The sequence below is a fragment of the Balneola vulgaris DSM 17893 genome (assembly GCF_000375465.1).
GTDB classification, from domain to species: domain Bacteria; phylum Bacteroidota; class Rhodothermia; order Balneolales; family Balneolaceae; genus Balneola; species Balneola vulgaris.
The window spans coordinates 809,992-836,248 of the sequence record NZ_AQXH01000001.1 but is presented as its reverse complement, the minus strand read 5'-3'; the positions used below and the strand labels follow the sequence as shown (position 1 = coordinate 836,248).

Below are 26,257 nucleotides of genomic sequence, written 5' to 3'. Positions count from 1 at the left end.
GAGTATCAAGCAGGTATAAATAAATGTGAATATGAGAATTGTTAGATCGAAGAATTCCACAAAAAGTCGATTAGCTTATAGAGTTTGATTGGTAATATAGTGAACCTAACTCAAGATTTTATTTAAAAGAGTGGCAGTTTTCAACAAAAGTTGAGGGTGTTTAAAACATATAACCAGCTGTAAAATAGATACCAACTCCTTCTTCCGAAAAACCAACATCAGTGCGTAGAATAAAATCCGGCGTAAAGAAAGAACTAGTGCCACTTAGCCCATAGGAATACTTCAGGTCTTCGGTTAATGCATTGAAGGGGGTGCCATTTGCGTAGGATTTACCTACATCAAAAAAGAGATTGCCGCCAAACTCAGCTCCCAAAAATGGGATATCAAACAGCCATGTACGTAATTCATTGTTTAGTATCAGGGAATGGTCGTCTCTAAATCGGCCAGAGGGATAACCACGGAGGGTCATTTCATCTCCTGCATAAGCTAACTTCCAAAAGGGCACATCTCCATAGGTGTTTTTTAGCTGAAGTTGCTGAGCAAATACAACGCCTTTAAACAATGGGATGTTTACATAATTTCGAGCTTTAAAACGGATAATGGCATTGCTATACGAACTCCCAACGTTTTTTAAACCACCTTCTACAGAAAGGTAGAAGTAAGTGCCTTTGGAGGGTCTGAACTCATGATTCCTATTGTCTGAAATGAAGCCAGTACCAAGATGTAAGTTAGAACCACCTTCAACTCCCAGTGGTCGCTCTTGCATAATGAGCTGATTGGGAGAGTTAGACCAAGGGGTTAGATAATCTAGGTTAAAGATGGCTAGAGCTTCGAATTGTTGAGAAACAGGGATGCGAAGTTCTGCATCTATACCGGTGGCAAAAGACTGATAGGAATAAAAGTCGGGATCTGAATTAAATGAGTCGTCGATTTTTTGGTAGGATTGAATACCGTAATAAGGATCATTTAAAAAGCGTGAGACGTAAACAGCACTTTTCAACCGATTCGCTGAGCCAAGAACACTGGGCTTATCTATTTCAATGATGGCAGATGCTAAGCCTTTGGTTGAAAAAATAGCCGCAATTTGAGTGTAAGAGTAAAACGGCTCATGGGTTTGATTGTAATGATACCTAGAAACGAGTCCGCCAGCCATAAAACCGAAATCACTATTAAATGAAAGAGCGGGCAGGAAAGCAGTTTCAATGGAATCGGTAACCATGCTTTGCTGCTGGCTCTGCACGGAAGGAGATAAAGAAAGGAGCAATACTACGATTAGTCCTAATGATAAAAATTGGCTCTGCTTGTTCATTAATGCATTTAGTGATGTAGGATAACAATCTAGCTAATATACCAATCACTACTTACAACAATTACCCTACCGGTCGATTTAATAAAAATATTACCTACGAATTAATAGGAATACAGATTGTAGTTCACAGTAGTATTTTTTTCTTGGGTTATTAGGTAGTTGTTACGAAGAGCCATGATCCTCGGATAGTCGTCCATTTTTAAGGTACTCCCATCTCTCGTGTCAATGAGATAGGTTGTTAATGGCTTAATTATTTCTTCTTCAGGATCTAAAGCGGCATGTAAGAATTGAACTATAAAAATACCATCACCAGCACTTTGAAGAGTCTTCAGATCGTGAAACTCCTCTTTATCTTCTGTAAAACGTCGATGGTTTCGAACACCACCGGGAGTGGGGTTTATAAATTCAGTCATTTGAAAGTGAACCATATCTCGAAATTTTTTCTGCCATTCCAATTCACCGTACTTATAAGCTGAAATAATAGGAGAATGATATTTCATTGATATCAAAAGGTCCGTTTCATGCACATACTCAATATTTCCTGCTGAAAGTCTACGAACCGCTACTCTATTGTCATCTATATAAGCACTGTCAAAACGTTTAGTAATGGTGTCTGCAGCATTATCATAATAGTCGATTGTTTTTAACTCTCCATCTGGGTTTGCTTGGGCAATCATTCCCTGAAGAATATAAACTCCACTGGGAGTAGCTTTAGCATCTCTCGCAGCGAAACGGTAAGGAAAGTCGTTATTTTCGTTGGAATCATGGATGTCTATTACAAGTACACCACGCATAAAATCACTCACATACAGTTTGTTATCATGGTAGTCTAGCGATATTGGGAAACCCATTTCGCCAGGACCTTGACCTTCGCGTCCTAGGGTATCTATCTGAGAGTCTTTGATTTTAAATATCTGTTTTTGATCCTGATCCAATACATAGGCATAGCCTTCATCATCAAGTTCAATATCTGCAATTGTACCTAGAAGTTGCTCATCAGCAAGGCTAGATCTAAATGTTTTGTTGAGTAGCTGGTCCCGAAGACTTAGTAGACGTTGATTCTGCTCTGAAGCCTTTAGGTCTAGATAACCATCTGCAGCCTCAAGGTTTATTTTTGTTGGATGTAATGTGGTGCCATCATCACAGGCAATAGACAGGGTGAGAATTAATCCGATTAATAAAACCTGTTTCATGTAACCCTAATTAGATAAATTGATATTTGTAGTAGCGTTCAACTAGATAGTAAATAGGGTGTTGTCTGTCAAACTCAATAATTGGGTTTTATTTTCAATCGTTGAATAGAAGAAAAGGAGCGATATTCTGTGTATCTGAAAAGTAATTGGCATAAAAAAAGGAGCAGTGCAAGCACTACTCCTTCTAATATGATTGCTTAACCTTAGTTTAAATAAACAAGAGGGTAACAAGCAGGTAGATCGGTAACAGAATACAAAACGACCATAAGATATAACCACCAAAGCTTGGCATTTTAACACCGCTTTGCTCAGCAATAGATTTCACCATAAAGTTTGGAGCGTTACCGATATAGGTAAGAGCACCAAAGAATACGGAACCAGCTGAGATCGCAATTAAGGTATTGGTCATCTCATTCATAAGAATTTCTGCATTACCACCTGCGGCATTAAAGAATACCAAATAAGTAGGAGCATTATCTAAGAATGCAGAAAGCATACCTGTTATCCAGAAGAACATCTCGTTGATTGGTTCGCCTGCTTCATTGAATACAGCATTGTTTACAAACTGTAGTGCACCTTCGCCGTTGTTTGCTGCTTTAAGCATAGCAATAGGCGCGATGATGGTAATAAAGATACCAGCAAAGAGTTTCCCAACTTCTTGGATAGGGAACCAGTTAAAGCCGTTTGCAGCTCTACTTTCTTTAGAAGTAAAGTGCCAACTAGCCCAAGCAAGTGCCAATAAGGTGAAGTCACGGATAAGGTTTTGAACGGTTACATGAACGTGATAAATCTCAAATTCGCCAATGTTTACAAGACCTGAGAATAATACCGCACCAACAACACCTAATAATAGGAATAAGTTGAAGCCACCTTCGATACCTAATGGCTCTGAGCCATCATCGATTGGTGGAGTGTTGGTTTCTTTCTTATAAAGGATAGAGTCCCAAATAAAGTAGAGTACAAGAAGTACTGCGGCTACGAATACCATTTCCCAGAATAGGTTGGTAGTTGTCCAGAAGAAGTCAACACCTTGTAAGAAACCTAAGAATAAGGGTGGATCACCAAGTGGAGTTAACGAACCACCAACGTTGGCAACTAAGAAAATGAAGAACACAACAAGGTGAACTTTCTTTTCACGCCAAGCATTTGCGCGTAGCATTGGGCGGATAAGTAGCATTGCTGCTCCCGTTGTACCCATCCAACTTGCTAGTATTGTTCCTAGTAAAAGTAAGCCCGTATTAACCATAGGTGTACCTTTGAGGTACCCTTTGATTCTAACACCGCCAGAAACAGTGAAGAGCGCTAATAACAGGATGATAAATGGGAAGTACTCTAATAAATAAGCATGTAGTACCTCATAAAAGGTAGCACTAATTCCAAATTCAATGGTCATTGGAATTAATAATGACACTGCCCAAATAGCTGAAATTTTCCCAAAATGATGATGCCAAAAATCTTCGGCGAATAATGGAAATAATGCAATAGAGAGGAGTATACCCGCAAATGGAATAACCCAGAATAAGCTTAAGTCACTTCCATCAATACCATGTCCTGACCCTTCGGCTGCAAACGAAATTGTAGTAAATAAGAGAACGAAGAGCGGGGCTAATATTAGTCGTGCCCCTTTTAATATATTTTTTAAGTTCACTTGATCGAATTTGTTAATGTTTTAATTGTGTGTCAAAATAATAGATGCGTGAACACTTCAAAAGCATATCCTTTACGCATTCTATATTTTCATGTTAAAATATTGTAAAGCCGGATAAAGGTGAAGGGAATTTTACAGGAAAATAGGCTTTACCTTCCTCTAGTTTTTTGTATCTTTGCCAACCGTTTTAAGCCGTACAGGCTACGGTTTGGGTGTTAATTCTAAAATTAGTTAAATGGAATCCGCTACGGCGCTGTTTTCTCTCATTATTGCTCTTCCTTTGGTGGGTTTTCTCATTAATGGACTTTCCGGTTTATTCGTCGAGAGCTATAGAAATAAAAAGCAATTAATAGGTATCATCGCAAATACTGCGGTGTTCATACCCTTCGTAATTGCGCTTTACTTCTTTATAAATATGAGTGCAGATTCAAATGCACTTGTGTATAAGCTTTTTACATGGATGGATACGGGAACCTTTAGTGTTGATGTAGCCTATCGTGTAGATCAATTATCAATCATGATGACCCTAGTTGTAACTGGGGTTGGTTTCCTTATCCATTTGTATTCGATGGGCTATATGTCTCACGACGAAGGGTATTGGAAATTCTTTGCGTATCTGAATTTATTCATCTTCGCGATGTTAAATCTGGTGCTAGCTAACAACTTATTACTTCTATTCTTAGGATGGGAAGGGGTAGGTGTTTGTTCGTACTTGCTAATCGGTTTTTGGTATACCGATATGGCAAAATCAGATGCTGCTAAAAAAGCTTTTATCTATAACCGAGTTGGTGACTTTGCGTTCTTAGTAGCCATGTTCATGACTTTCCAAAGTATTGGTAGTTTGAACTTTGATGCTATCCTAAGCAACCTTGATGCTATCCCTGATGGCTACAAGTTCACTATTGGCCTGCTGATGTTTGTAGGGGCTACCGGTAAAAGTGCTCAGATTCCATTGTTTGTATGGCTACCTGATGCCATGGCAGGCCCAACTCCAGTATCGGCATTAATCCACGCCGCTACGATGGTAACTTCAGGAATCTATCTGATTTCAAGAATGTCGCCAATGTTTGTAATGGTGCCAGAAGTGATGATTATCATTTCAGTAATTGGTGCACTCACAGCGATTATCGCAGCAACTATTGCGATTACACAAAATGACATTAAAGGGGTGTTAGCTTACTCTACAGTATCACAGTTAGGATATATGTTCCTAGCATTGGGAGCAGGTGGCTTTACAGCGGCTATGTTCCACGTAGTTACGCATGCATTCTTTAAAGCTTGTTTATTCTTAGGCTCAGGGTCTGTGATCCATGCCATGGAGCATGTAGAACATGGTCTTCATAAAGAAGGTAAACATGTGCACTACGATCCTCAGGATATGAGGTTTATGGGTGGCTTGAAGAAGTATATGCCACACACTTACAAGACTTTTTTAATTGCTACCGTAGCAATTGCAGGTATTCCACCATTAGCTGGTTTCTTCTCAAAAGATGAAGTGTTAGCAATGGCAATGAACGCTGGCTTTGTGGATGGCGGTAGTTGGTTATACATGGCGCTTTGGGGCGTAGGTATTATCACAGCTTTCTTGACGGCATTCTATATGTTCCGTTTAACGCTTACAACCTTCCACGGTTCGTTCAAGCTTCCACAAAAAATTAAAGAAGCAGCGGGTGCTGAAAAGCATTTACATGAAAACCCATGGAATATGACTACTCCTTTATGGGTGTTAGCTGTGCTAGCTATTTTCGGTGGTTTCCTCGGTGTTCCAAACTTTATTGTTGAAACCTTTACACACGAGCCTGCTCACATTAACCTCTTACATGATTGGTTATACACCATCAATGCAGACTACAAGATTGTGATGAGTCATGCACTTGAGTGGGTATTAATGGGTGTATCTATTGCTATAGCAATCTCTGGGGTTTGGTTGGCTTTCAAGATGTACAACAACGACCAACAAGAAGAATCGGATGCGCTTATCGCTTCTAAATTCGGTGGCCTTTACAGCCTTTGGAGAGATAAGTATAACTTCGATGATGTATACGAAGGTCTTATTGTACGCCCAGCCGTTAAGTTTTCAGATAAAGTACTTGCTGTATTTGATATGAAAGTAGTTGATGGCATTGTAAATGCTATTGCAGGTACCGTTCGACTATTTGGAAGTCTATTCAGATATCTACAAACAGGGGTTGTAACAAACTACGCCTTGGCTTTTGTAATTGGGGTGATTGTCATCCTATACCTAATGATTATGTAATTTTTCGATCAATTGATGGAAACACTATTAAATATCACCATTTATTTACCACTATTAGGAATTCCTCTTATTCTTATGTCTAAGAGCGATGCCGCTAAAAAGTGGATTGCGTTACTCGTTACTTCAGCTACTTTCCTTATCTCGCTTCCATTGATATTCGGATTTGATGTAGCAAACTCGGGAATGGCTCAATACCTCACAGAAGGTGGGCGTATCTCTTCTAACATTGATATCAAATACCTTGTTGGTTTAGACGGCTTAAGCTTGTTACTGTTTATGCTTACCACTTTTATGGGGCCGATTGTAATAATCTCTTCATGGAATTCTGTAAGCAAGCATCTAGCGGGATACCTTTCTATGCTTCTGTTATTGCAAACAGCATCACTAGGTGTATTTGCAGCATTAGACTTAATGGTATTCTATGTGTTCTTCGAGCTTTCTCTTATTCCTATGTATTTCCTTATCGGAATCTGGGGTGGAGCCGATCGTATTCGTGCAACGCTTAAGTTTTTCATCTATACCTTAGTGGGTTCACTAATCATGCTTGTTGGCCTTATCTATGTAGGCTATGATGCAGGTAGTGCATTAGCGGATGCTACTTTTAGCCTCGATTGGAGATTCCTTTCAAGCGAAGCTTACCAAATTGGACTAGTTGAGCAGACCTACTTATTCCTTTCGTTTGCCTTGGCATTCTGTATTAAAGTGCCACTTTTCCCTTTCCATACTTGGTTACCATACGCTCACACCGAGGCGCCTACTGCAGGTTCGGTTGTACTAGCAGCGATTATGCTTAAGATGGGTACTTACGGTCTTATTCGTGTGTGTCTTCCATTATTCCCAAATGCCTTTATGGAGTTTGCTCCTTACATGGCAACATTGGCAGTAATCGGCATTATATATGGTGCATTAGTAGCAATGGTTCAAAAGGATGTGAAGAAACTCGTTGCTTACTCATCTGTAAGTCACTTGGGATTTGTGGTGTTAGGTATCTTTGCCTTAAACACAGTAGCTATTCAAGGTTCAATCATTCAAATGATTAACCACGGTTTATCAACAGGTGCGTTATTCTTGATTGTTGGTATGATTTACGATCGTCGTCATACTCGTATGATTAAAGACTTCGGTGGAATTGCCAAGCAGATGCCGATCTTTACAGTGATGTTCATGATTGCAACTATGGCGTCTATCGGGCTTCCAGGCCTGAACGGTTTCGTAGGTGAATTTTTGATCCTTAACGGTTCATTCTTCTCTGAACTATACGACAACAAAGCATTCGCAGTATTTGCTGCAACAGGTGTTATTCTAGCTGCTGTTTATATGCTATGGATGTTCCAGCGTGTAATGTTTGGTCCATTAGATAATGAAGAGAACAAGAAGTTAGTTGATCTGAATGCTCGTGAAATCGGCCTTTTAGTACCGCTCGTAATTTTCATGTTCTGGTTAGGGGTACATCCGGTTGACTTCACCAAGTACTCTGAAGCACAAGTAACAGAGCTTATCATTACTTCTAAAGAGAAGAGCATTGCGGTACTTGAAACATCGCAAGACGACGATTTACCTGAATGGGCCGTTTCATTCTATGATATTGAAACAGCAAACAATTCATTAGTAGCAGTAGATAAGTAATGGAACCACTATCTGAAGAACAGATCAACCAATTACTAACCAACCTGGATGGGTGGGGCTACGAAGATGATACCATTGTTAAGGAGTATACCTTTAACAATTTTAAGGAAGCGCTAGGATTCATCGTGCGCATTGGTATGGAAGCAGAAGCTCATGCACATCATCCACAGATTTTTAATGTATACAACAATGTAACTATTGGCTTACAGACACATGATGCTGGAGACAAGGTTACTCAAAAAGACATAGATTTAGCTAAAGCCATCGACGGCATTCTTTAAATATACGAGAATGGATTATATAAGCGATTTACAAGCATTTTTACCGGGTATCATAACAGCTGTAGCCGGTTTGGTAGTAATTACTATCGAAGCCTTAAAAAGCGGATCTAAGTCCGTATTTGGCATTACAGCCGTTGCATTAGTTGCGGCATTATTTTTCGCAATCCTTGACCTCGGCAATCCTGTTACAGAAGCATTCTCTGGAATGTTAGTACATGGTGGAGCAGTAGCTTTTGGTAGCATAATCATATTGGTAGGTACTCTTTTCTGTGTATTCCTATCTAATGACTACCTAGAAGACATTGGGCATAATTACAGTGAAGTGTATGCTCTTGTATTATTTGCTACATCAGGGATGCTATGCCTAGCTGGAGCCAACGATTTAGTTTCTTTATTCCTAGGTCTTGAGACCATGAGTATTTGTTTATACGTACTTGCGGGATTAATGAAGAATGAAAAAGAAGGTGCTGAGGGTGCATTGAAGTACTTCTTATTAGGTGCTTTCTCAACAGGTTTCTTACTGTACGGTTCTGCGCTTCTATATGGTGCTACAGGAACTACTAGTTTAACAGGTATCGGCGCTGCTGCAAGTGGAGATTTATTATTCGTTGCGGGTGCTGCTTTACTACTCATCGGATTTTTATTTAAGGTATCAGCGGTTCCATTCCATATGTGGACACCAGATGTTTACCAAGCTACACCAACCACTTTAACGGCTTACTTTGCAACTTCATCGAAAGCGGCAACTTTTATCGCCATGATTCTTGTGTTATCAAGAGCATTACCAGCTGTTGAGGGCTTAGACTGGCAGGCAGTTCTATCTGTAGTTGCTATCATAACTATGATATTTGGTAACATCATTGCCCTAGTACAAGATAACATCAAGCGTATGCTTGCATACTCTAGTATTGCTCACGCTGGTTATGCATTAGTAGGTTTAGCTTCTGGAAGCATTGAAGGTTACAGTGCGGTAAGCTTTTACTTATTTGCTTACACCTTAATGAATGTAGGTGCTTTTGGAGTGATAGCTTACTACGAGCGTAACAAAGGCTTAGACTTTTCTGATGTAAACAACCTTGCTGGTCTTGGTTTCAAAAAGCCATTAATGGGAGTATTACTATCTTTATTCCTGTTCAGTTTAGCAGGTATTCCACCGTTCGTTGGATTTGTTGGGAAGTACTATGTATTTGCAGCAGCTATCAACGCCGGCATGATTCCATTGGCAATCATCGGGGTACTAGCGAGTGCGGCAAGTGTGTACTATTACCTACGAGTGATGGTGTACTTATACTTCCGTGAAGCACACCAAGAAGTAGAGTTATTTGATCCATCAATGCTCACAAAAGGGGCCTTGGTAATCCTAGCTATCTTAACCGTGTATTACGGTATAGAGCCAGTGCTGCCAACGGGTGGACTCATGGATATGCTTACTTCTTTTTAAGAATCTAAACCCCGAGCCTTCGGGGTTTTTTTATGGATATCAATCAGCGTGAATAAATAAAATAAGCTGTATTGTATTCGGCCTTATAAAAGCTTATTTTTGGGGCCTTCTGTTATTTCGGCAAAGTGCCGAGATGACTGTTTTCAATCACGAAAACATCCACAGAAACATATATATAAAAATGAGTAAGAATTACTACGAATTTACTTATATCATCAATCCTGTTTTAGACGAGGATAAGTTCGCTGCCGTTGTTGATAGAGTAAATAAACTGATCGAATCTAATGGCGGTGAAATTGAAGAAGTTGATGAATGGGGTTTGCGTAAGCTAGCCTATGAGATTGACAAGAAAGGTACTGGTTACTACGTGAACATGTACTTTAGCGCACCAGTAGAAGCAATTGCACCTATTGAGCGTAATCTCAGAATCGATGACGATGTACTACGTTACCTAACGTTAAAGTATGATGCTAAAATGCTTCGTCACCGTGAGCTTCAGAAGAAAAATGCTGTTCCTGATATCTTCGCTGTTGAAGAAGAGGAAAACGCAGAAAAAGAAGAAGCCTAACCCTCCATCATCTAAAGATTTTTTATTATGATTAAGAATCCTTCACACCCAAAGAAAAGTATCCGCAAGGTAAAGCAATGTAAGTTTACCCAAGCCGGAGTTGAGTACATCGACTACAAAGACGTAGAAACTCTACAGAGATTTACTAACGATCAAGGAAAGATCCTTCCACGTCGAGTTACTGGAACAAGCGCAAAACACCAGCGTCAGATTAACCGTGCAATCAAAAGAGCACGTTTTTTAAGCTTGATGCCATACGTAGCAGAAAATCTCAGATAAAAGACATACAGTACAATGAAAGTTATTCTTAAAGAAGACGTAGAAAAATTAGGCCAAGCTGGCGATTTAGTGGATGTTAAAGACGGATACGGTCGTAACTACCTTATCCCACAAGCTAAAGCTGTATTGGCAACAAAAAGCACCATCGCTGAACTCGAGTTACGTATGAGACAAGCTGCTGCAAGAGCTGAACTAACTGTTCAAGAAGCTAAAGAACTTGCACAACTTTTAGAGGCTACCTCTGTTACTATCTCTGTAACTACCGGGGAAGACGACAAAATTCACGGAACCGTAACTAACATCAATATCGCTGATGCTCTAGCTGAACGCGAAATCCTTGTTGATAGAAGAAACATTTCTTTAGACGAAGATGTTAAAACGCTAGGTGAGTACACTGCAACTGTGAATTTAGTTGGCGATTTGAATCCTAAAGTTAAATTCTGGGTAGTTAAAGCTGAATAAGGCCCTTAACATTAAAATTTCAGAATGAAGGTTCAACGAACACTTTTAATGGGGATCATCTTAGCGGTGTTATCCCCATTTTTTTTATACGCACAGCCCCCAAATCCTGTAAAATTCAGTTTATCTGAAGCCCCTGATACTGTAAAGGCTGGTGAAGTTTTTACTGTTAAAGTAGAAGCTTCAATTGAAGGTAAATGGCACTTATATTCGGTGCTAAACGACCCCGACGCAGGGCCCTATCCAACAGCGTTTTCAGCTAAATCTCCAAATTTTGTTATAGCTGGCGATGTAGCTGAATCCAAAGCAGATATTGAATTCGACCCCAACTTTGAAGCTGAATTAGGGTGGCATAGCACTTATGCTAATTTCGAAATTCCCGTAGCTGTAAAGTCTGAACTACAAGGCAAACAGAACTTAGATCTTGAAGTATTTTATCAAGTATGTGATGATAGAGTTTGCTTACCACCAACCCGTAAATCCGTAATTGTAGGGGTTGTAGTTGATGGAGTAGCCGACGACATTTATGAAGCAGCTTTAGGAGGAGCTGAGACGAATGATACCGCAAAGGTTAAGAAATCAGGTGGATTGAATAGCGAAGGCATCTTTTCTTTTCTATGGATTGCCATCGTAGCGGGTTTCGCAGCTCTTTTAACTCCTTGTGTATTCCCGATGATTCCTCTCACGGTTTCATACTTCTCTAAACAAGAAGATGCTAAAAAGGGAATAGGTTCAGCTCTCTTATTTGGAATAGCTATTGTAGCAACATTCACCATTCTAGGGGTTGTATTAGCTTCTTTATTAGGAGCATCCGGAGCACAGAATTTCGCAGCCAACCCAGTAGTTAACTTGATGATTGCAGCTGTTTTGGTTGCCTTTGCATTCAGTTTGCTAGGCATGTACGAACTGCAACTTCCACATCAGCTCACAAACTACTTAAATAGAAAAAGTACTGAGAGCTCGGGTATTGTTGGTATCCTGTTTATGGCCATGACCATTAGCGCTGTTTCTTTTTCATGTACCGCACCTTTTGTGGGTGCCGTATTCACGGCTACGGTAGGTGGAGAATGGTTTTACCCAATTCTAGGAATGATAGGCTTCTCTGCGGCTTTTGCAAGTCCGTTTGTGCTATTTGCGATGTTCCCAAAGTGGCTCGAATCGCTACCTAAAAGTGGTTCATGGATGAATATCGTAAAAGTCCTTTTAGGTTTTATCGAACTCGCTGCTGCTTTTAAGTTTCTATCCAATGCCGATCTTGTGTGGGAATGGGGATTAATTTCTCGTCCATTTACCATTGCATTTTGGATTGTGATTTTCCTACTAGCAGGCGTATATGTATTAGGCTTTTTAACCTTGAAGCATGAACAGAAAGTTGAGAATATTTCAACTGGAAGAATGTTGTTAGCCATGCCATTGCTAGCTTTCAGTATTTACTTGATTCCTGGTTTATTAGGATCATCATTGGGGATTTGGGACGCCTTTTTGCCTCCAAAGCAACCAACCGATGTAAGTCTGATTTCCTCTTTAGGTGCCAGTGCAGGTTCCACCTCTGCCGATGAGGGCTGGAGTAAGGATTATGAAGGGTCCTTAGAGGAAGCAAAAGCTGAAGGAATTCCGGTCTTTATAGATTTCACAGGATACACATGTACCAACTGTAGGGCCATGGAAACGAATGTTTTCCCGCTTGAAGAAGTACAAGAGGTGTTCGCACAAATGAAGCTAGTTAAATTGTACACCGATGGGGGCAAGGATGCGAAGGCCAATCAAAAAATTCAGTTTGAGTTAACCGGTAATATCGCACTGCCAACCTATGTAATTTATGATCCTGTAAATGAAGTTGTAATCGATCAAGTATTAGGGTACACCAAGGAAGAGAATTTCATTGAATTCTTGAATGAAGGTTTAGCTGAGTTTAACAACAGGTAATAGTTGAACCTAATCGTGGAATGTTTTAGCCTCTAGCGAACAGTAATTCAATGATGCAGCCCTGAAGACTTCAGCTTACAAACAATTTTTAAAGCTATTACTCACAAGTTGGGTAATAGCTTTATTTGTTTCAGGGGAGGAAGCGTACGCTCAGTTCTTAACAGAACCGATAGAGAGAGTGATCTATGTATCTGATTCTGATAGTACTCATCAACTTGAGGATTGGATAGTAGAGGGAAGTCTTCAGCTATTTATACAAGAGATTGAAATTGGGGATGAATACTGGGTGTTTGAAGCGGAGTCGTCAAAGATCATCTTTAAAGAATCATTTAAACAAGAATACCTCACCAAACTATCATCGGGTGGCACGCTTTCCCTTACAATTCGATATAAACGAATACCACTGCAATTGCGCAGAAGCTATTCGAGTACCATCCCTATTTATGAGCAATCAGATAGTGTCGATTCAAGAATGATTCCCTTTGAAGGAGCCTCACGTTCAAGCAATTTGCCCAGTGGTTATGATATTCAACAAAGAGGAAGTATTAGTAGAGGGATTATCGTGGGAAGTAACCAAGACTTCGTGCTTGAAAGTGGACTCAATTTTGAACTAAGTGGTCAATTAACAGACAACGTATCGATTGAAGGGGTGCTCACAGATCGCAGTATCCCAATACAGCCTGATGGTACTACGCAAAATTTAAAGGAATTTGATCGGGTATTTATTCAAGTGAACGCACCTACTACTTCAATAGAAATGGGTGATGTGGATTTGGCATTGGATCAGTCGTATTTCGCTCAGATCGATCGTCGCCTTCAAGGAGCGGCTCTCTATAATAAAAGTAGTAAAGGGGACTACAGCGGGGCAGCATCCGTAGCTAGGGGGAATTACAAGAGGTTAAGTTTTAGTGGACTGGAAGGAGTTCAAGGGCCATATAGATTAACAGGGGATGACAATGATGAGTTCGTAATAGTACTTGCAGGAACTGAGCGATTATATATTGATGGGGAATTGGTTCAACGGGGTGAAACTGAAGAGTACATCATTGACTACGGTTTGGGTGAAATTTATTTCACCAGTAACCAATTGATTAAAGAAGAAACACGCATTGTTGTTGAGTACGAATATGTGAATCAGAATTTCAGTAGTACACTTGTTGCTGCGGAAGGACTGGCCACGTCAAAAGATAAACGTTTTACCATTGGTGCTACGGTAATTCGCCAAGCAGATAACAACAACTTGTTATCTCAACGCGTGTTGTCAGAATCAGACATTGAGGTGCTTAAAAGTGCAGGTGACAATAGAGAAGATGCCAGAGTGTCTGGAGCCACAACAGTTTCCGCAAACGATACCGATGTAAATGTATTCTATATTAGGAAGGACACCTTATATAATGGACAGATTTATACCATCTATGAGAATACCACCGATACCGACACCAACGAAGATTTATATAAAGTACGGTTTACTAAAGTTGGGGTAGGGGCGGGAGCTTATGATCGCATTGGGAGTAGTGTAAATGGTTTGTTATTTGAATGGGTAGGTCCTAATAACGGGAGTTATAGTTCTTCAAGAATACTGCCTTCACCAAAAGAGCAACAGATGGCAGCGATCAAAAGTGGTATTCAGTTTAACGAACATATACGCTTCAACACAGAATGGGCCATCAGTGATTTAGACAAGAACAGGTTTTCAAGCTTAGACGATGGTGATAACACTGATTTCGGTTTTCTAGGAGATATCAAAATCGATGAGTTGCCCTTATATAATGGATTAGCACGTATTGAAGTGGGAAGCCGAATAACAGGGTCAGAGTTCGCTTATTTTGACCGAGCAAAAGACATAGAGTTCGAACGTAAGTGGAATGCTCCTATCTCAGAAGATGAAAAGGAAACCCTTTTGGAATCTAAGATTGGGTTCACATCGGCATCTAAAGATAGCGTATCATTTTCTTTAGGTAGATTGAATAAATCCGGTTTTCAGTCGCTTAGGCAAGCTAGTAATCTGGACTGGTTAGCAAGAAAAAGAATCCATCTTCAGTATCGTCAAGATTGGGTGCAAAGTAGAAGTGATGATGTCGATTTAGAGACAAGCTGGATTCGGCAAGAAGGCAGTGCTCAGTTCACTGGTTCAGGATTGATACCCGGTCTAAGATTCGAACATGAACAGCGATTAGATAAAAATATTCGATTGGATAGCTTGGGGAGTCGATCATTTCAGTTTATTGAAGTGGGTCCAAATATCGAATATAGAAACTCGACATATAGTATAGGATATGGGTTCGAATGGAGAGTACAAGAGGAGTATAACCAAGTTAAAGATGCCTTAGAGCAGCATTCCATGGCTCATCAACATGTTGTAAAGGTAAATGTACAGGGCAGTGATAACTTTACCACTCGAAATAATTTCACCTATAGAGAGAAGCGATTTACAGACTTTGGTAAGCAACAAGGCAGAGCTAATAAAACAGGTTTATTGATGAGGTCGGTAACCAACTATGCTAGTACCTCTGACTTTATAGATGGTGAATTTCTGTATGACACCTTTACCCAACAGCAGGCATTGGTTCAAGAGACTTATATAGAAGTAGGGCCTGAGATAGGGCAATACACCTGGGATGATCTTAACGAAGATGGGATTGAGCAGGTTGATGAGTTTTTCCCTGAACTCACTCCGAATGAAGGGACCTACATTCGTCAACTATTGCCTGCGGATGACTTACGGCAAGTAATTAGCCTAAGGTTTAGAACACGGCATGTGATTAAGCCTCTGCTTTGGCTGGGCGACTCGAGTATATGGAAGGATGTAGAGCTCATATCTAGATTCGATGTACGTGAAAATAGTACCACTGAAAACCTCAGTGATGTTTATTTATTAAAATTGAGCACTTTCAGAGAAGAGGAAACCCTCAATGGAGTGTTGAGTTGGGAGAAATTTCTGAAGTTTCTACCCGATTATAGTCCACTTGATATAGACCTGCGCTATAACCAATTGAGAAATTTGAGTAGACGAAGTAGTGAAGTCTATGAGCAGTTCAATGATTCTTGGCTTTTGAGTACTTCCTATAGAATATCAGATCAGATAGAAGGGGGGACTCTGGTGGCTCTTAATACAAATAAGAATCTCAGCTCGAGCCTAACAAACAGAAATTTTAATATTCGGGAAAAGAAAATAGAGCAATCTATTGAATCCAAAATTAACGCTTCATGGCAAACAGGATTTGCAAGTAGTTACACATTTAAGGAAGATCGTAAGAATGACTCGCAAAATGTTTCAGCTAGAATTGTAAAAATTCGAAATACCCACAGATTTTTTCTCTGGCGCAAGCTTCAAGCAAATACTAGTGTAGAGTTTAGAAGCATTTTGGTGGATGGGAGTACGAATCCCCTTGGTATTTTTGAGCTTACAGAAGGTGCCGGAAAAGGAGAGAGCCTGTTATGGGCTTTAAATGCTAGCTATAGGGCTAGTAATCTGGTTAGGTTCAACTTTTCCTATGATGGAAGGACCTCAGCCAATAATAATAGTATACACATCGTTAAATTAGTTGTAAATGCTACTTTTTAGGCTTTATTTCGGTTTCAAAATGCATTACAATGTAGGGGCAAAACGAGTGGTTTAGTTGCAATTAATGTTGGCGAATCTATGGTTCGTTACTTTGACATTTACTTCAAAATGAACTATTCTTTCGCCTCAATAAACTTAGACAATAACTTAAAACATATTCGGAGTGAACATGACATCGTCGATTGCTCTATTTCTTTTACAAGCCGATGGGGGCTTCTTTAACATTATCGTTGAGAAATTCAACCAAGGAAACGACGGCGGTTGGATGTGGCCAGTATTAATCACACTGATCCTAGGTCTAGCAATTTTCCTAGAAAGAATTATCACACTCAACCTCGCAGATATTAACACACGTAAATTCATCGTTAACGTTCAAGAAGCCTTGCAAGAGGGCGGTATTGAAGCAGCAGAAGAACTTTGTGCAAGAACACGTGGTCCTGTGGCTTCAGTATTCCAAGCGGGTCTTATGCGTGCCGATGAAGGTATCGATGCCGCTGAAAAGGCAATTGCAGCATACGGCTCTATTGAAATGAGCTTCCTTGAAAGAGGTTTGGTATGGTTGTCGTTGTTCATCGCTATTGCACCGCTATTCGGATTCCTTGGAACCGTAGTAGGTATGATTGCAGCATTCGATGATATCGAAGCAGCCGCAGATATCTCACCTAGTATTGTAGCAGGTGGTATTAAAGTAGCACTTCTAACAACTGCTGGTGGTCTAATTGCAGGTATTATTCTGCAAATCGGTTACAACTACTGTGTTTCTAAAATTGACCGCTTAATCGCTGAAATGGAAGAAAGCTCAATTACATTAATCGATTCAATTATTCTTCTTAAGCAAGGAAAGCCAGTTGTAGCTCCTTCTTCTGACAGCACCGATTCAGAATAATAATCCTAACACTAAGTAGTTTAAAAGGAGACTATTATGAATCTAGTAAGTTTAAGTGTTGCTCTTGGCATCGGTCTTATCGTATTAGGGGTGTTATCTATGATCATCTCTGCGATTAAGAGCTTAGCTCAAGGCAAACAAGATTTTAAAAGAATTGCAATAATGATGGTACCATTCGTGGTATTCGGAATTAGTTACGCAGTTCTTGGACAAGACCTAGTTAAAGCCGCTGTGGCCACTGCTGGTATTATGATGGCAGGAATGGTTGGAACCATCGTGCTTACAGGTCTTCGCGGAACATTCAAGTTTTAATTAAGCGATTATGCTATTAAAGAAACGTAAAAGAGAAGGTGCAGAGATCAATGGATCTTCTATGGCCGATATCGCCTTTCTTTTGCTCATTTTCTTCTTGGTAACCACCACGATTAACGTGGATACGGGTATCGGGATGGTTCTTCCTCCGCCACTGAATCCAGAAGATCAACCACCACCCATTCGTGAGCGTAACCTCATGAAGATAGTGGTGAATGAGAATGGATTGGTTCTAATGGATGAAGAATTAACTCCAATGGAGCAAGTCCAGGAGAAGATTATTGAGTTTATTAAGAATCCAGAGAATCTCGAGACACTTTCAGTTAGCCCACAAGCCGCTATTGTTTCAATTAAAACGGTTAGGCAAACCCCTTATAGCATCTACATCGATATGTTGGATGAAGTAATTGGAGCCTATGCGATTTTAAGAAATGAAGCAGCTCTTGCAAACTATGGTGTAGAGTACTCTAGACTTAGTAAAGAGAATAGAGACATAGTTGAAGATATCTATCCTAAGAAAATATCAATCGCAGAACCTGACAAGGAGTAGACATGGCACACTTTAAGAAAAAGCAAGCCGGTACTAAGCAGGAAGTGCCAACATCAGCAATGCCTGATGTGGTATTCATGCTTCTATTCTTCTTCATGGTAACAACGGTACTTAGAGAGGTTACGTTGAAAGTTAGAGTTGATCTAACGAAAGCAACGAACATCGAAAAGATCGAAGAAAAGCGATTGGTTTCTTACATCTATATTGGACCTGAGCGCCTTCCTGGTAATAAACTAGGAAACGATAAAGTTCAAATTGATGATTCTATTCAAGATGATATCAATGCTATTCGTACTATCATGTATGATAAACTAATTGAAGAACCTAGAATGATTGTATCACTTCGTGTAGATAAAGATTCTGAGTTCGGTTTGTTAACAGATGTACAAGAAGAATTAAAGCAGGCACAAACATTTAAAGTTAATTATTCGACAAAGAGCGAAAATTAATCTAAAAGCCTCGTACCTTTAAGGCACCCACGGACTCCGTGGTTGCCTTTTTTTATTTATATACCTTAGAATATTATGTCAGAAGAATTCAAAACCATCCAAAGTGTAGGCCGAGAGGGTTTAATCAAGCAAATTAGTGAGTACGAATCTCACTCCAATCAAGATACCATCAAGGGTATTGGCGATGACGCAGCTGTATTAAAGAAAGATGGTAAAACAGCGACCCTTTTATCTTCCGATACTTATGTAGAAGGCGTTCACTTTGATATTACCTATACTCCATTGCACCATTTCGGGTATAAAATGATAAGTGCAGCGGTTAGTGACATCTATGCAATGAATGGAACACCCACTTCTGTGCTAGTTAATTTGGCATTGCCAAATCGCCAGTCGGCACAAATGGTAGATGATTTATACAAAGGTATTTACGCGGCAGGGTTTGAATACGAAGTAGAAGTGGTTGGAGGCGACATAACAGCAAATCATAACAATATGGTTATAACGATTTCGGTTTATGGCGAGGCAGATTTAAAAAGCATTACCTATCGAAATGGCGCTAAACAAGGCGATGCTATCTGTGTTACTGGTGATTTAGGTGCAGCCTTAGCCGGCCTCAGAGTGTTAATGCGTGAAAAGAAATTCTGGGAACAACATGGCAATGAAGGGATTCAACCAGATTTGTCAGAATACGAATTCGTAGTTAAAAGACAACTCGTTCCTAAAGCCCGAAAGAACTTAATTGAAGCTCTGAAGCAACATGGTATTAAACCTACTTCAATGATTGATTTAACCCAAGGGTTAGTGAATGAAGTAAGCCAAATTGCAACGGCTTCAGGTACAGGGGCCTACTTATATCAGGCTGCACTTCCTATTGCGGTTGAGACACGCCATGTAGCCGATGAAATGGAAGAAGATGTAGATCGATATGCCTTATTCGGTGGCGAAGACCTTGAAATGGTGTTTACACTTCCTGAAGAACAGGTAGAGAAATTTGTTAAAGAATTCAATGATTTCTCAGTTGTAGGGCGACTCGTTCCACAAGAAGATGGCATGAAAATGCAAACGGCAGAAGGGGATGTGATTTCCTTTGATGATTTGTCATAAGCCTATTTATGGCACGTTTTTTGACTAACACGCGTTACCGTAGCAAAGCTATTCTCGGATAGAGTTATTAATACGTATATTCACTCAATATTTTTTCTAAAAGTTCACAACAACTAAATGGCTAATAAAAAATCAGCTCCTAAGAAGAACATCAAGGCTCCTAATAATAAGCCTGATTCTAAAACTCCGAAGTTTCCTACCTGGGGTTTTCTAATCATTTTCTTAGTTCTTCTTATTGCTCAGTTCTTATATACAGGCGTACAAGTTACAAATAATCTTAAGTACAGTACTTTTTTAGAGTATGTTGAAAAGGGGTATGTACAAGAAATTGTTATTAAGAACGGAAGTTATATTGAGGGTACTTATACCGATAAAGCGATTCGAGATGGTATAATTGAGCCACCCGCTGAAGACGATGGGCAGAGCTTTAATTTAGGTAGCAATACAGAAGGCTTTAAGATTTTTAGAACCACGATGCTACGTGGTGATGATATTCGTCCAGTTTTGGATGCGAATGATGTAGAGTATGAAATCACCATCGAAGAAGATTGGTTTAGTGGTGTATTCATGTGGCTAGTGATGATTGGATTAGCTATTGGGTTCTGGGTACTCATTCTTCGAAGAATGAACCCTGGCCAGCAAGTACTGAATATTGGTAAAAACAAAGCTTCTCTATACGATCAACAGAAAGACACCAAAGTAACTTTTAAAGATGTTGCTGGTTTAGAAGAGGCAAAAGCTGAAGTGGAAGAGGTAGTTGAATTCCTTAAGAATCCACAGAAATTCACCAAATTAGGTGGTGTGCTACCAAAAGGGGTGTTATTAGTAGGCCCTCCAGGTACTGGTAAAACATTATTAGCGAAGGCAACTGCCGGCGAAGCTAATGTGCCTTTCTTTAGTTTAAGTGGTTCTGATTTCGTGGAGATGTTTGTTGGAGTTGGTGCGGCTCGTGTGCGTGACTTATTTAAGCAAGCCAAAGAAAAAGCTCCATGTATCGTATTTATTGATGAGATTGATTCTATTGGTAGAAGTCGTGGTAAAGGTATGATGATGGGCTCGAATGATGAGCGTGAGAATACTTTGAACCAGTTATTAAGTGAAATGGATGGTTTCAATTCGGATAAAGGGGTAATCCTAATGGCGGCAACTAACCGTCCGGATGTACTCGATTCCGCGTTACTACGTCCAGGTCGTTTTGATCGTCAGATCTTGATCGACAAACCAGATTTAAATGGTAGAATTGAAGTACTAAAAGTTCATGTAAAGAAGCTAATTCTTTCCGATGATATTGAATTGAAAGTGCTTGCTTCACAAACTCCTGGCTTTGCAGGAGCAGAGCTTGCCAACTTATGTAACGAGGCCGCCTTATTAGCTGCACGTAGAGGCAAGGAAGAAATCGAAATGATTGATTTCCAAGATTCTATCGAAAAAGTGATTGCAGGTTTAGAGCGTAAGAATAAGCTCATAAGTCCTGAAGAACGTAAGATTGTTGCTTACCATGAGGCTGGCCACGCTGTTGTAGGTTGGTTCTTAGAATACACCGACCCAGTGTTAAAAGTGAGTATTGTACCACGTGGATTAGCCGCCCTAGGATATACCTTACAAACGCCATTGGAAGATAGATTCCTCATGAATACGGAAGAGTTGAATGAGAAAATCTGTGCTCTATTAGGTGGACGTGTAGCTGAAGAGATTGTGTTTGGTAAAATCAGTACAGGTGCTCAAAACGACTTAGAGCGTATCACTAATATGGCTTATGCCATGGTTGCTGAATATGGAATGAGTGATGAGCTTGGATATATTTCACTTAGAGATTCTAACAATCCAGATAATAGCTACGGTTTCAACCGTAAATATTCGCCAGAAACAAGTAACAAAATTGATGTGGCTGTTCGCGATATCATTGCTAGAAACTATCAACGTACGATGGATCTATTAAACGAGCATCGTGAGCATTTAGAGTCTTTAGCTCAAACGTTACTTGAAAAAGAAGTACTGAATCACCACGATTTAAGAGACTTATTAGGCGACCGTCCATTGGGTAGATATCCTGAAGGAATGTTTGAGACTTCAAACAGTTCATCTAAAAAGAATGGACAGAAGAAAGCTGAATCTGCTACAGATGTTGAAATAGTGCAAGAAGAGAATTCGGACGACAAGTCTGAAGATAAAGAAGAGAAGTCCACTGACGCATAATTAGCAGGGTTTCTCAAGCTCTTAACATTGAGGTAATGTACTCGTAATTAAAGGGTAACCTAGCGGTAACAGTTTCACAAAAGTGTGTGGGTATACTTGGTCACAACCAAAATAGTGACCAAATCAGCACACTCGTGAAATACATAAAATTACTTCTAATCCAACTCCTGGTTACCCTACCAGTCCTTGTCTCAGCACAAGAAACAGGGCAGATTACTGGAACTATAGTCGATGCAGAAACTGGTGAAACAATCATCGGGGCAAGCGTTGCAATTACTGGCACTACAAGAGGTGCCATTTCTGATCTAGACGGTAAGTATGCCATTCGCAAATTAGATGCAGGTGTATACTCTCTAACCATTTCATATATCTCGTATACCAAGCAGGTTATCACGGATATTCAAGTTAGAGAAGGCGAGACCGTTGTAATCAATGTAGCTTTAGAAACGGAAGTCGCTAACTTAGATGAAGTAGTAGTTACGGCAGAAGCTGTTCAAAATGGAGAAGCTGGATTGCTTTCAATGCAGCGCAAAGCTGTTCCAGTACAAGATGGAATTTCAGCGGAAGAGCTATCAAAGTCTACAGATGGGAATGTAGGCTCTGCAATGAAAAGAGTATCTGGTGTTACCGTAGTAGGTGGTAACGATGTATATGTTCGTGGACTTGGAAACAGATACAGCAATGTTCAACTGAACGACTCACCCATCCCTTCAACCAACCCAAATAAGAAAGAAGCACCGGTTGATATTCTATCGAGTGGTATTGTAGATAATATTGTTGTTCAAAAGACATTCACACCGGATCAATATGGAGAGTTTTCAGGTGGTTCTGTTAAAATCACGACCAAAGAGTTTCCAGACCAAAAGAACTTGTCATTCTCGTATTCAACGAGTTTAAATTCAGTTTCTACTTTTAAAGATTACTTAGGTTACAACGGTAGTAAAACTGATTTCCTTGGATATGATGATGGACTTAGAAGTTTGCCTGCGGATGTAAAAGACGGAACGGTTTCCTCTCAACAAGAAGCTGCAGGTATTGTAAGCGACTTAAATGGTAATTGGTCATCAAAGAATATTGAGTCGATGCCAAGCCAGAAAATTAGTTTCAGTTACAGTGATCAACTGAATCAGGATAAGTTGCCAATTGGTATCGTTTCGAATTTCAGCTATAAGTACCAAACTGAATCGCGGAATGACGAAACGGTTCGCTATATCAATAACTACAACGAAACTTCTGATGTAGTACTCTTAGGTTCCGACTACTTACGAAATACGGGTGTTGAGTCGACGAATCTAAGTGCCATGATGAATGTATTCATCAAGCCATCCTCGGTTACTAAAATTGGCTTGAAGAATTTATACTCAAACTCTTCGAACAATACTTATTCGGTGATCAATGGAAGCTATTACAACTTCGATAATGATAACCGCCAAACAGTTGCTGAGTTTGACCGCCGTGCGATTTATTCTTCTTCTTTAAAGCTAGAAACGTACAAGCAGTCGCTTATGGAGTCGAAATTAGATCTTGATCTCTCGTATTCAAAAGCAGTACGTGATCTTCCAGATCGTAGAACAACGCAGTACGGTGAAACGGATGCTGGCGCTTACCAAGTTATTTTCCCATTCAGAGGAAACACGCATTTCTTTTCGCTTCAAGACGACAATAACTATTCAGCTAAGCTAGATTATGAGTTCAAGCCACTCAGCCCTTTCACAGTGAAATTTGGAGCATTTGGGCTGATTAAAGACCGTTCTTTTGAGTCATATAAATTGGTTTACCAAGATTTAGGTAACAATTTCCCAACTGATGAGAAGTCAATGTCGCCTGAGCAGATTTTTACGGCTCAAAATGTTGAAGATGGAAAACTAGATCTTATTGAAAGTTCGAGTTCTCGTGATTCTTATGAAGGCTACCAAGAGCTAGCTGCTGCTTATGCTTCTGTGAACTGGTCGCCAAGTGAAAAATGGAATATTGTGACAGGCCTAAGAGTGGAGAATTCGGCTCAGTTCATTAATGATGAAGTATTAATTGATGAAACGGATTTCTTACCAGCATTCAATGCAACCTACCGCTTAAACGACAATACCAACATCAGAGGTGCGGTTTCAATCACTCTTGCACGTCCTGAATTCCGTGAGCTGTCGAATTTTAACTTCCAAGATTTTGTGGGTGGACGTACGGTTTATGGTAATCCGGGTCTAGAGAGAACTAAAATCCAAAACTACGATCTACGTATCGAGACTTACCCGAATGTAGGCGAGCTATTAGCATTTAGTGTATTCTACAAGCAATTCGAAAATCCTATTGAGCTATTCTACCGCATCACGCAAAACAATGAAGTGAGATATGATAATGTTGATTCTGCTGAATTGTATGGTGTTGAGCTCGAAGGACGTAAGAACCTAACAGAGCGTTTAAGATTTAGCACCAACTTGTCTTATATCATCTCTGGCGTTAATTATGAAGATGGTGCTGCCACTGGTAGACAAGCTAACTCTGAACGTGCCATGTTTGGTCAGTCGCCATACACATTCAATGCAAACGCATACTACTTATTAAAGAATATTGACGGTGAGTTGACACTGTCGTACAACACATTTGGGAAGCGCATTTCAGCAGTAGGTAATAATGAGCAGCCTGATGATGAGTTTGAACAACCCTTCCACAAATTAGATCTCAATTTCACGAAGAACTTAGGAAAAGCATCTTTAAATGCGAGCATCGAAAATATTTTAGGTGATCACGTGGAGTATAAGCAGGGTGATGTGATTACCAATCGCTATGAAGTCGGAACTACTTTTTCAATCGGATTTAGCTATTCATTTAACTAATACATACAACTTAAATACATCAACAATAATATAACTATGAAATCCAACATCAAGCTTCTAGCACTATTCGCAGTTGCACTATCTATCACCTTTGCATCTTGTAAAGATAGCAGCACAGGTGGCGACGAGGGAAATGAAATTCCTGAACTATATGCTTCACTGCCGGGAACAGTGATTGCAAATGATACTACTTGGGCAGCAGATATGACGCTAACTGGGCAGTATTATGTATTACCAGGCGTTACACTAACTATTGAGCCAGGTGTTACGGTAAGTTTTACTTATCACAATAATAACATTGATGATGTTGGAGCTATTATTACTCTTCCTGCTGATGAGAGTAACTTCGAGACTCCTCGTGCAAGTGGTCGTTTAGTAGCTGAAGGTACAGCTTCAAATCCTATCGTATTCACTTCTGCAAGAGCGGAAAAACAACCAGGCGACTGGGGCGGTATCGTACTTGCTGGTGAAGGGATCAACAACATCGAAGGTGGACGTGGTGAAGTTGAAGGTCTTCCGGATGCAATTCAGTACGGTGGTTCTAACAATGCCGACGATAGCGGTATCCTTAAGTATGTTCGTATCGAGTACGTAGGATTCTCTTTTGTGGAAGGATCGGAGCTTAATGGACTATCACTATACTCGGTAGGTAGTGGCACTACTTTAGAGTACATCCAAGTGTACAAATGTACGGATGATGGATTCGAGTGGTTCGGTGGTTCTGTAAACGCGAAGTACTTAATCTCTGCATTCAACGATGATGATTCATTCGATATGGATGAAGGTTGGAATGGTAAAGGTCAGTACTGGTTAGCGGTTCAAACTGCAGGTGCTGATAATGGTTTTGAAAGTGATGGACGTAAGACGCTTGGTTCTGGAAATGCGACTTCACCAACACTATACAACGTAACCTTAGTTGGCTTAACGCAAGATGGTTCAACCAAAGATGCTGAAGATAAAAACTACGGCATGCGTTTAAGAGAAGAGTTTGAAGGTGAGCTAGAGAACTTCATCATTACTGACTTCGAATCGCTATCATTCAAAATCGAAGATGACACTCGTGCTGCGTTCCCAACTGCTCTTTCTATCGATAATACTATTGTGTGGAATAACGGCGGTTTCGCTAACTCTGCAGATTCTACCGACTTCGGTGCGGTAACTATGGAGCAAGACCCTGGATTCACAAGTGCATCAACTTTTGATTTCTCAGTTGCAAACCCAGTGACTGGTGCAACCCCACCAAGCGATGGTTTCTTCAACACTAGCGCTACTCATGTTGGTGCTTTCGGTTCAACTAACTGGGCTACTGGTGCTTGGGTTCGTTGGAACGACAACTAATCCAAAACAACGTTTTTTAAACATATTACGTCTCACAAG

20 protein-coding genes are annotated in these 26,257 nt (G+C 40.1%); 17 read left to right on the top strand and 3 right to left on the bottom strand.

All coding sequences use genetic code 11. The annotated features are described in order from the left end of the window. Window positions 1-160: 160 nt before the first annotated feature. From B155_RS0103620 to B155_RS0103610, 3 genes are all read right to left on the bottom strand, one after another. Window positions 161-1,309, bottom strand: a complete 1,149-nt coding sequence (locus tag B155_RS0103620; protein WP_018126885.1) for a BamA/TamA family outer membrane protein — start codon at window positions 1,307-1,309, stop codon at window positions 161-163. A gap of 101 nt (window positions 1,310-1,410) precedes the next feature. Further along, on the bottom strand, window positions 1,411-2,502 hold the full coding sequence (locus B155_RS0103615) for an NHL repeat-containing protein (protein ID WP_018126884.1): 1,092 nt from the start codon (window positions 2,500-2,502) through the stop codon (window positions 1,411-1,413). A gap of 208 nt (window positions 2,503-2,710) precedes the next feature. After that, window positions 2,711-4,150 carry a sodium:proton antiporter gene (locus tag B155_RS0103610; RefSeq protein WP_018126883.1) on the bottom strand — a complete coding sequence of 480 codons (1,440 nt, stop codon included), beginning with the start codon at window positions 4,148-4,150 and terminating at the stop codon, window positions 2,711-2,713. 235 nt (window positions 4,151-4,385) lie between these two features. Here B155_RS0103610 and nuoL point away from each other — a divergent pair, with 235 nt between their 5' ends. The 17 genes from nuoL (at window position 4,386) to B155_RS12890 (ending at window position 26,218) form a co-directional block, all read left to right on the top strand. Then, a complete protein-coding gene (nuoL, locus tag B155_RS0103605) occupies window positions 4,386-6,407 on the top strand; it encodes an NADH-quinone oxidoreductase subunit L (protein WP_018126882.1) in 2,022 nt (673 codons plus the stop codon). Between the two features lie 15 nt (window positions 6,408-6,422). After that, window positions 6,423-8,033 carry a complex I subunit 4 family protein gene (locus B155_RS0103600; protein WP_018126881.1) on the top strand — a complete coding sequence of 537 codons (1,611 nt, stop codon included), beginning with the start codon at window positions 6,423-6,425 and terminating at the stop codon, window positions 8,031-8,033. Then, the gene (locus tag B155_RS0103595) at window positions 8,033-8,314 is read left to right on the top strand and encodes a 4a-hydroxytetrahydrobiopterin dehydratase (RefSeq protein ID WP_018126880.1); all 282 of its coding nucleotides are present in this window, start codon (window positions 8,033-8,035) and stop codon (window positions 8,312-8,314) included. The genes B155_RS0103600 and B155_RS0103595 overlap by 1 nt, the downstream gene beginning before the upstream one ends. Before the next feature lie 10 nt (window positions 8,315-8,324). After that, window positions 8,325-9,755: an NADH-quinone oxidoreductase subunit N gene (locus tag B155_RS12900; RefSeq protein WP_018126879.1), complete on the top strand. Its 1,431-nt coding sequence runs from the start codon at window positions 8,325-8,327 to the stop codon at window positions 9,753-9,755. Between the two features lie 181 nt (window positions 9,756-9,936). Continuing rightward, window positions 9,937-10,323 carry a 30S ribosomal protein S6 gene (rpsF, locus tag B155_RS0103585; RefSeq protein WP_018126878.1) on the top strand — a complete coding sequence of 129 codons (387 nt, stop codon included), beginning with the start codon at window positions 9,937-9,939 and terminating at the stop codon, window positions 10,321-10,323. Between the two features lie 27 nt (window positions 10,324-10,350). After that, entirely contained in the window at window positions 10,351-10,602 is a 252-nt protein-coding gene (gene rpsR, locus B155_RS0103580) for a 30S ribosomal protein S18 (RefSeq protein ID WP_018126877.1), read from the top strand. A gap of 15 nt (window positions 10,603-10,617) precedes the next feature. Then, on the top strand, window positions 10,618-11,064 hold the full coding sequence (rplI, locus tag B155_RS0103575; RefSeq protein WP_018126876.1) for a 50S ribosomal protein L9: 447 nt from the start codon (window positions 10,618-10,620) through the stop codon (window positions 11,062-11,064). Between the two features lie 24 nt (window positions 11,065-11,088). Next, entirely contained in the window at window positions 11,089-12,987 is a 1,899-nt protein-coding gene (locus B155_RS0103570) for a protein-disulfide reductase DsbD family protein (RefSeq protein WP_018126875.1), read from the top strand. Window positions 12,988-13,165: 178 nt separating this feature from the next. Continuing rightward, window positions 13,166-16,552, top strand: a complete 3,387-nt coding sequence (locus tag B155_RS0103565; RefSeq protein ID WP_018126874.1) for a hypothetical protein — start codon at window positions 13,166-13,168, stop codon at window positions 16,550-16,552. A gap of 169 nt (window positions 16,553-16,721) precedes the next feature. Beyond that, a complete protein-coding gene (locus tag B155_RS12895; protein WP_018126873.1) occupies window positions 16,722-17,438 on the top strand; it encodes a MotA/TolQ/ExbB proton channel family protein in 717 nt (238 codons plus the stop codon). Between the two features lie 36 nt (window positions 17,439-17,474). After that, entirely contained in the window at window positions 17,475-17,750 is a 276-nt protein-coding gene (locus B155_RS0103555) for a hypothetical protein (protein ID WP_018126872.1), read from the top strand. A 10-nt stretch (window positions 17,751-17,760) separates the two neighbouring features. Continuing rightward, complete coding sequence (locus B155_RS0103550; protein WP_018126871.1) at window positions 17,761-18,300, top strand: ExbD/TolR family protein; 540 nt, start codon at window positions 17,761-17,763, stop codon at window positions 18,298-18,300. A 2-nt stretch (window positions 18,301-18,302) separates the two neighbouring features. After that, entirely contained in the window at window positions 18,303-18,749 is a 447-nt protein-coding gene (locus tag B155_RS0103545) for an ExbD/TolR family protein (protein WP_018126870.1), read from the top strand. 75 nt (window positions 18,750-18,824) lie between these two features. Next, window positions 18,825-19,853, top strand: coding sequence for a thiamine-phosphate kinase (gene thiL, locus B155_RS0103540; protein ID WP_018126869.1), 1,029 nt, complete (start codon window positions 18,825-18,827; stop codon window positions 19,851-19,853). A 117-nt stretch (window positions 19,854-19,970) separates the two neighbouring features. Beyond that, entirely contained in the window at window positions 19,971-22,049 is a 2,079-nt protein-coding gene (ftsH, locus tag B155_RS0103535; protein WP_018126868.1) for an ATP-dependent zinc metalloprotease FtsH, read from the top strand. Between the two features lie 134 nt (window positions 22,050-22,183). After that, the gene (locus B155_RS0103530; protein WP_169331268.1) at window positions 22,184-24,880 is read left to right on the top strand and encodes a TonB-dependent receptor; all 2,697 of its coding nucleotides are present in this window, start codon (window positions 22,184-22,186) and stop codon (window positions 24,878-24,880) included. Window positions 24,881-24,916: 36 nt separating this feature from the next. Beyond that, window positions 24,917-26,218, top strand: coding sequence for a hypothetical protein (locus B155_RS12890; RefSeq protein ID WP_018126866.1), 1,302 nt, complete (start codon window positions 24,917-24,919; stop codon window positions 26,216-26,218). Window positions 26,219-26,257 lie beyond the last annotated feature (39 nt).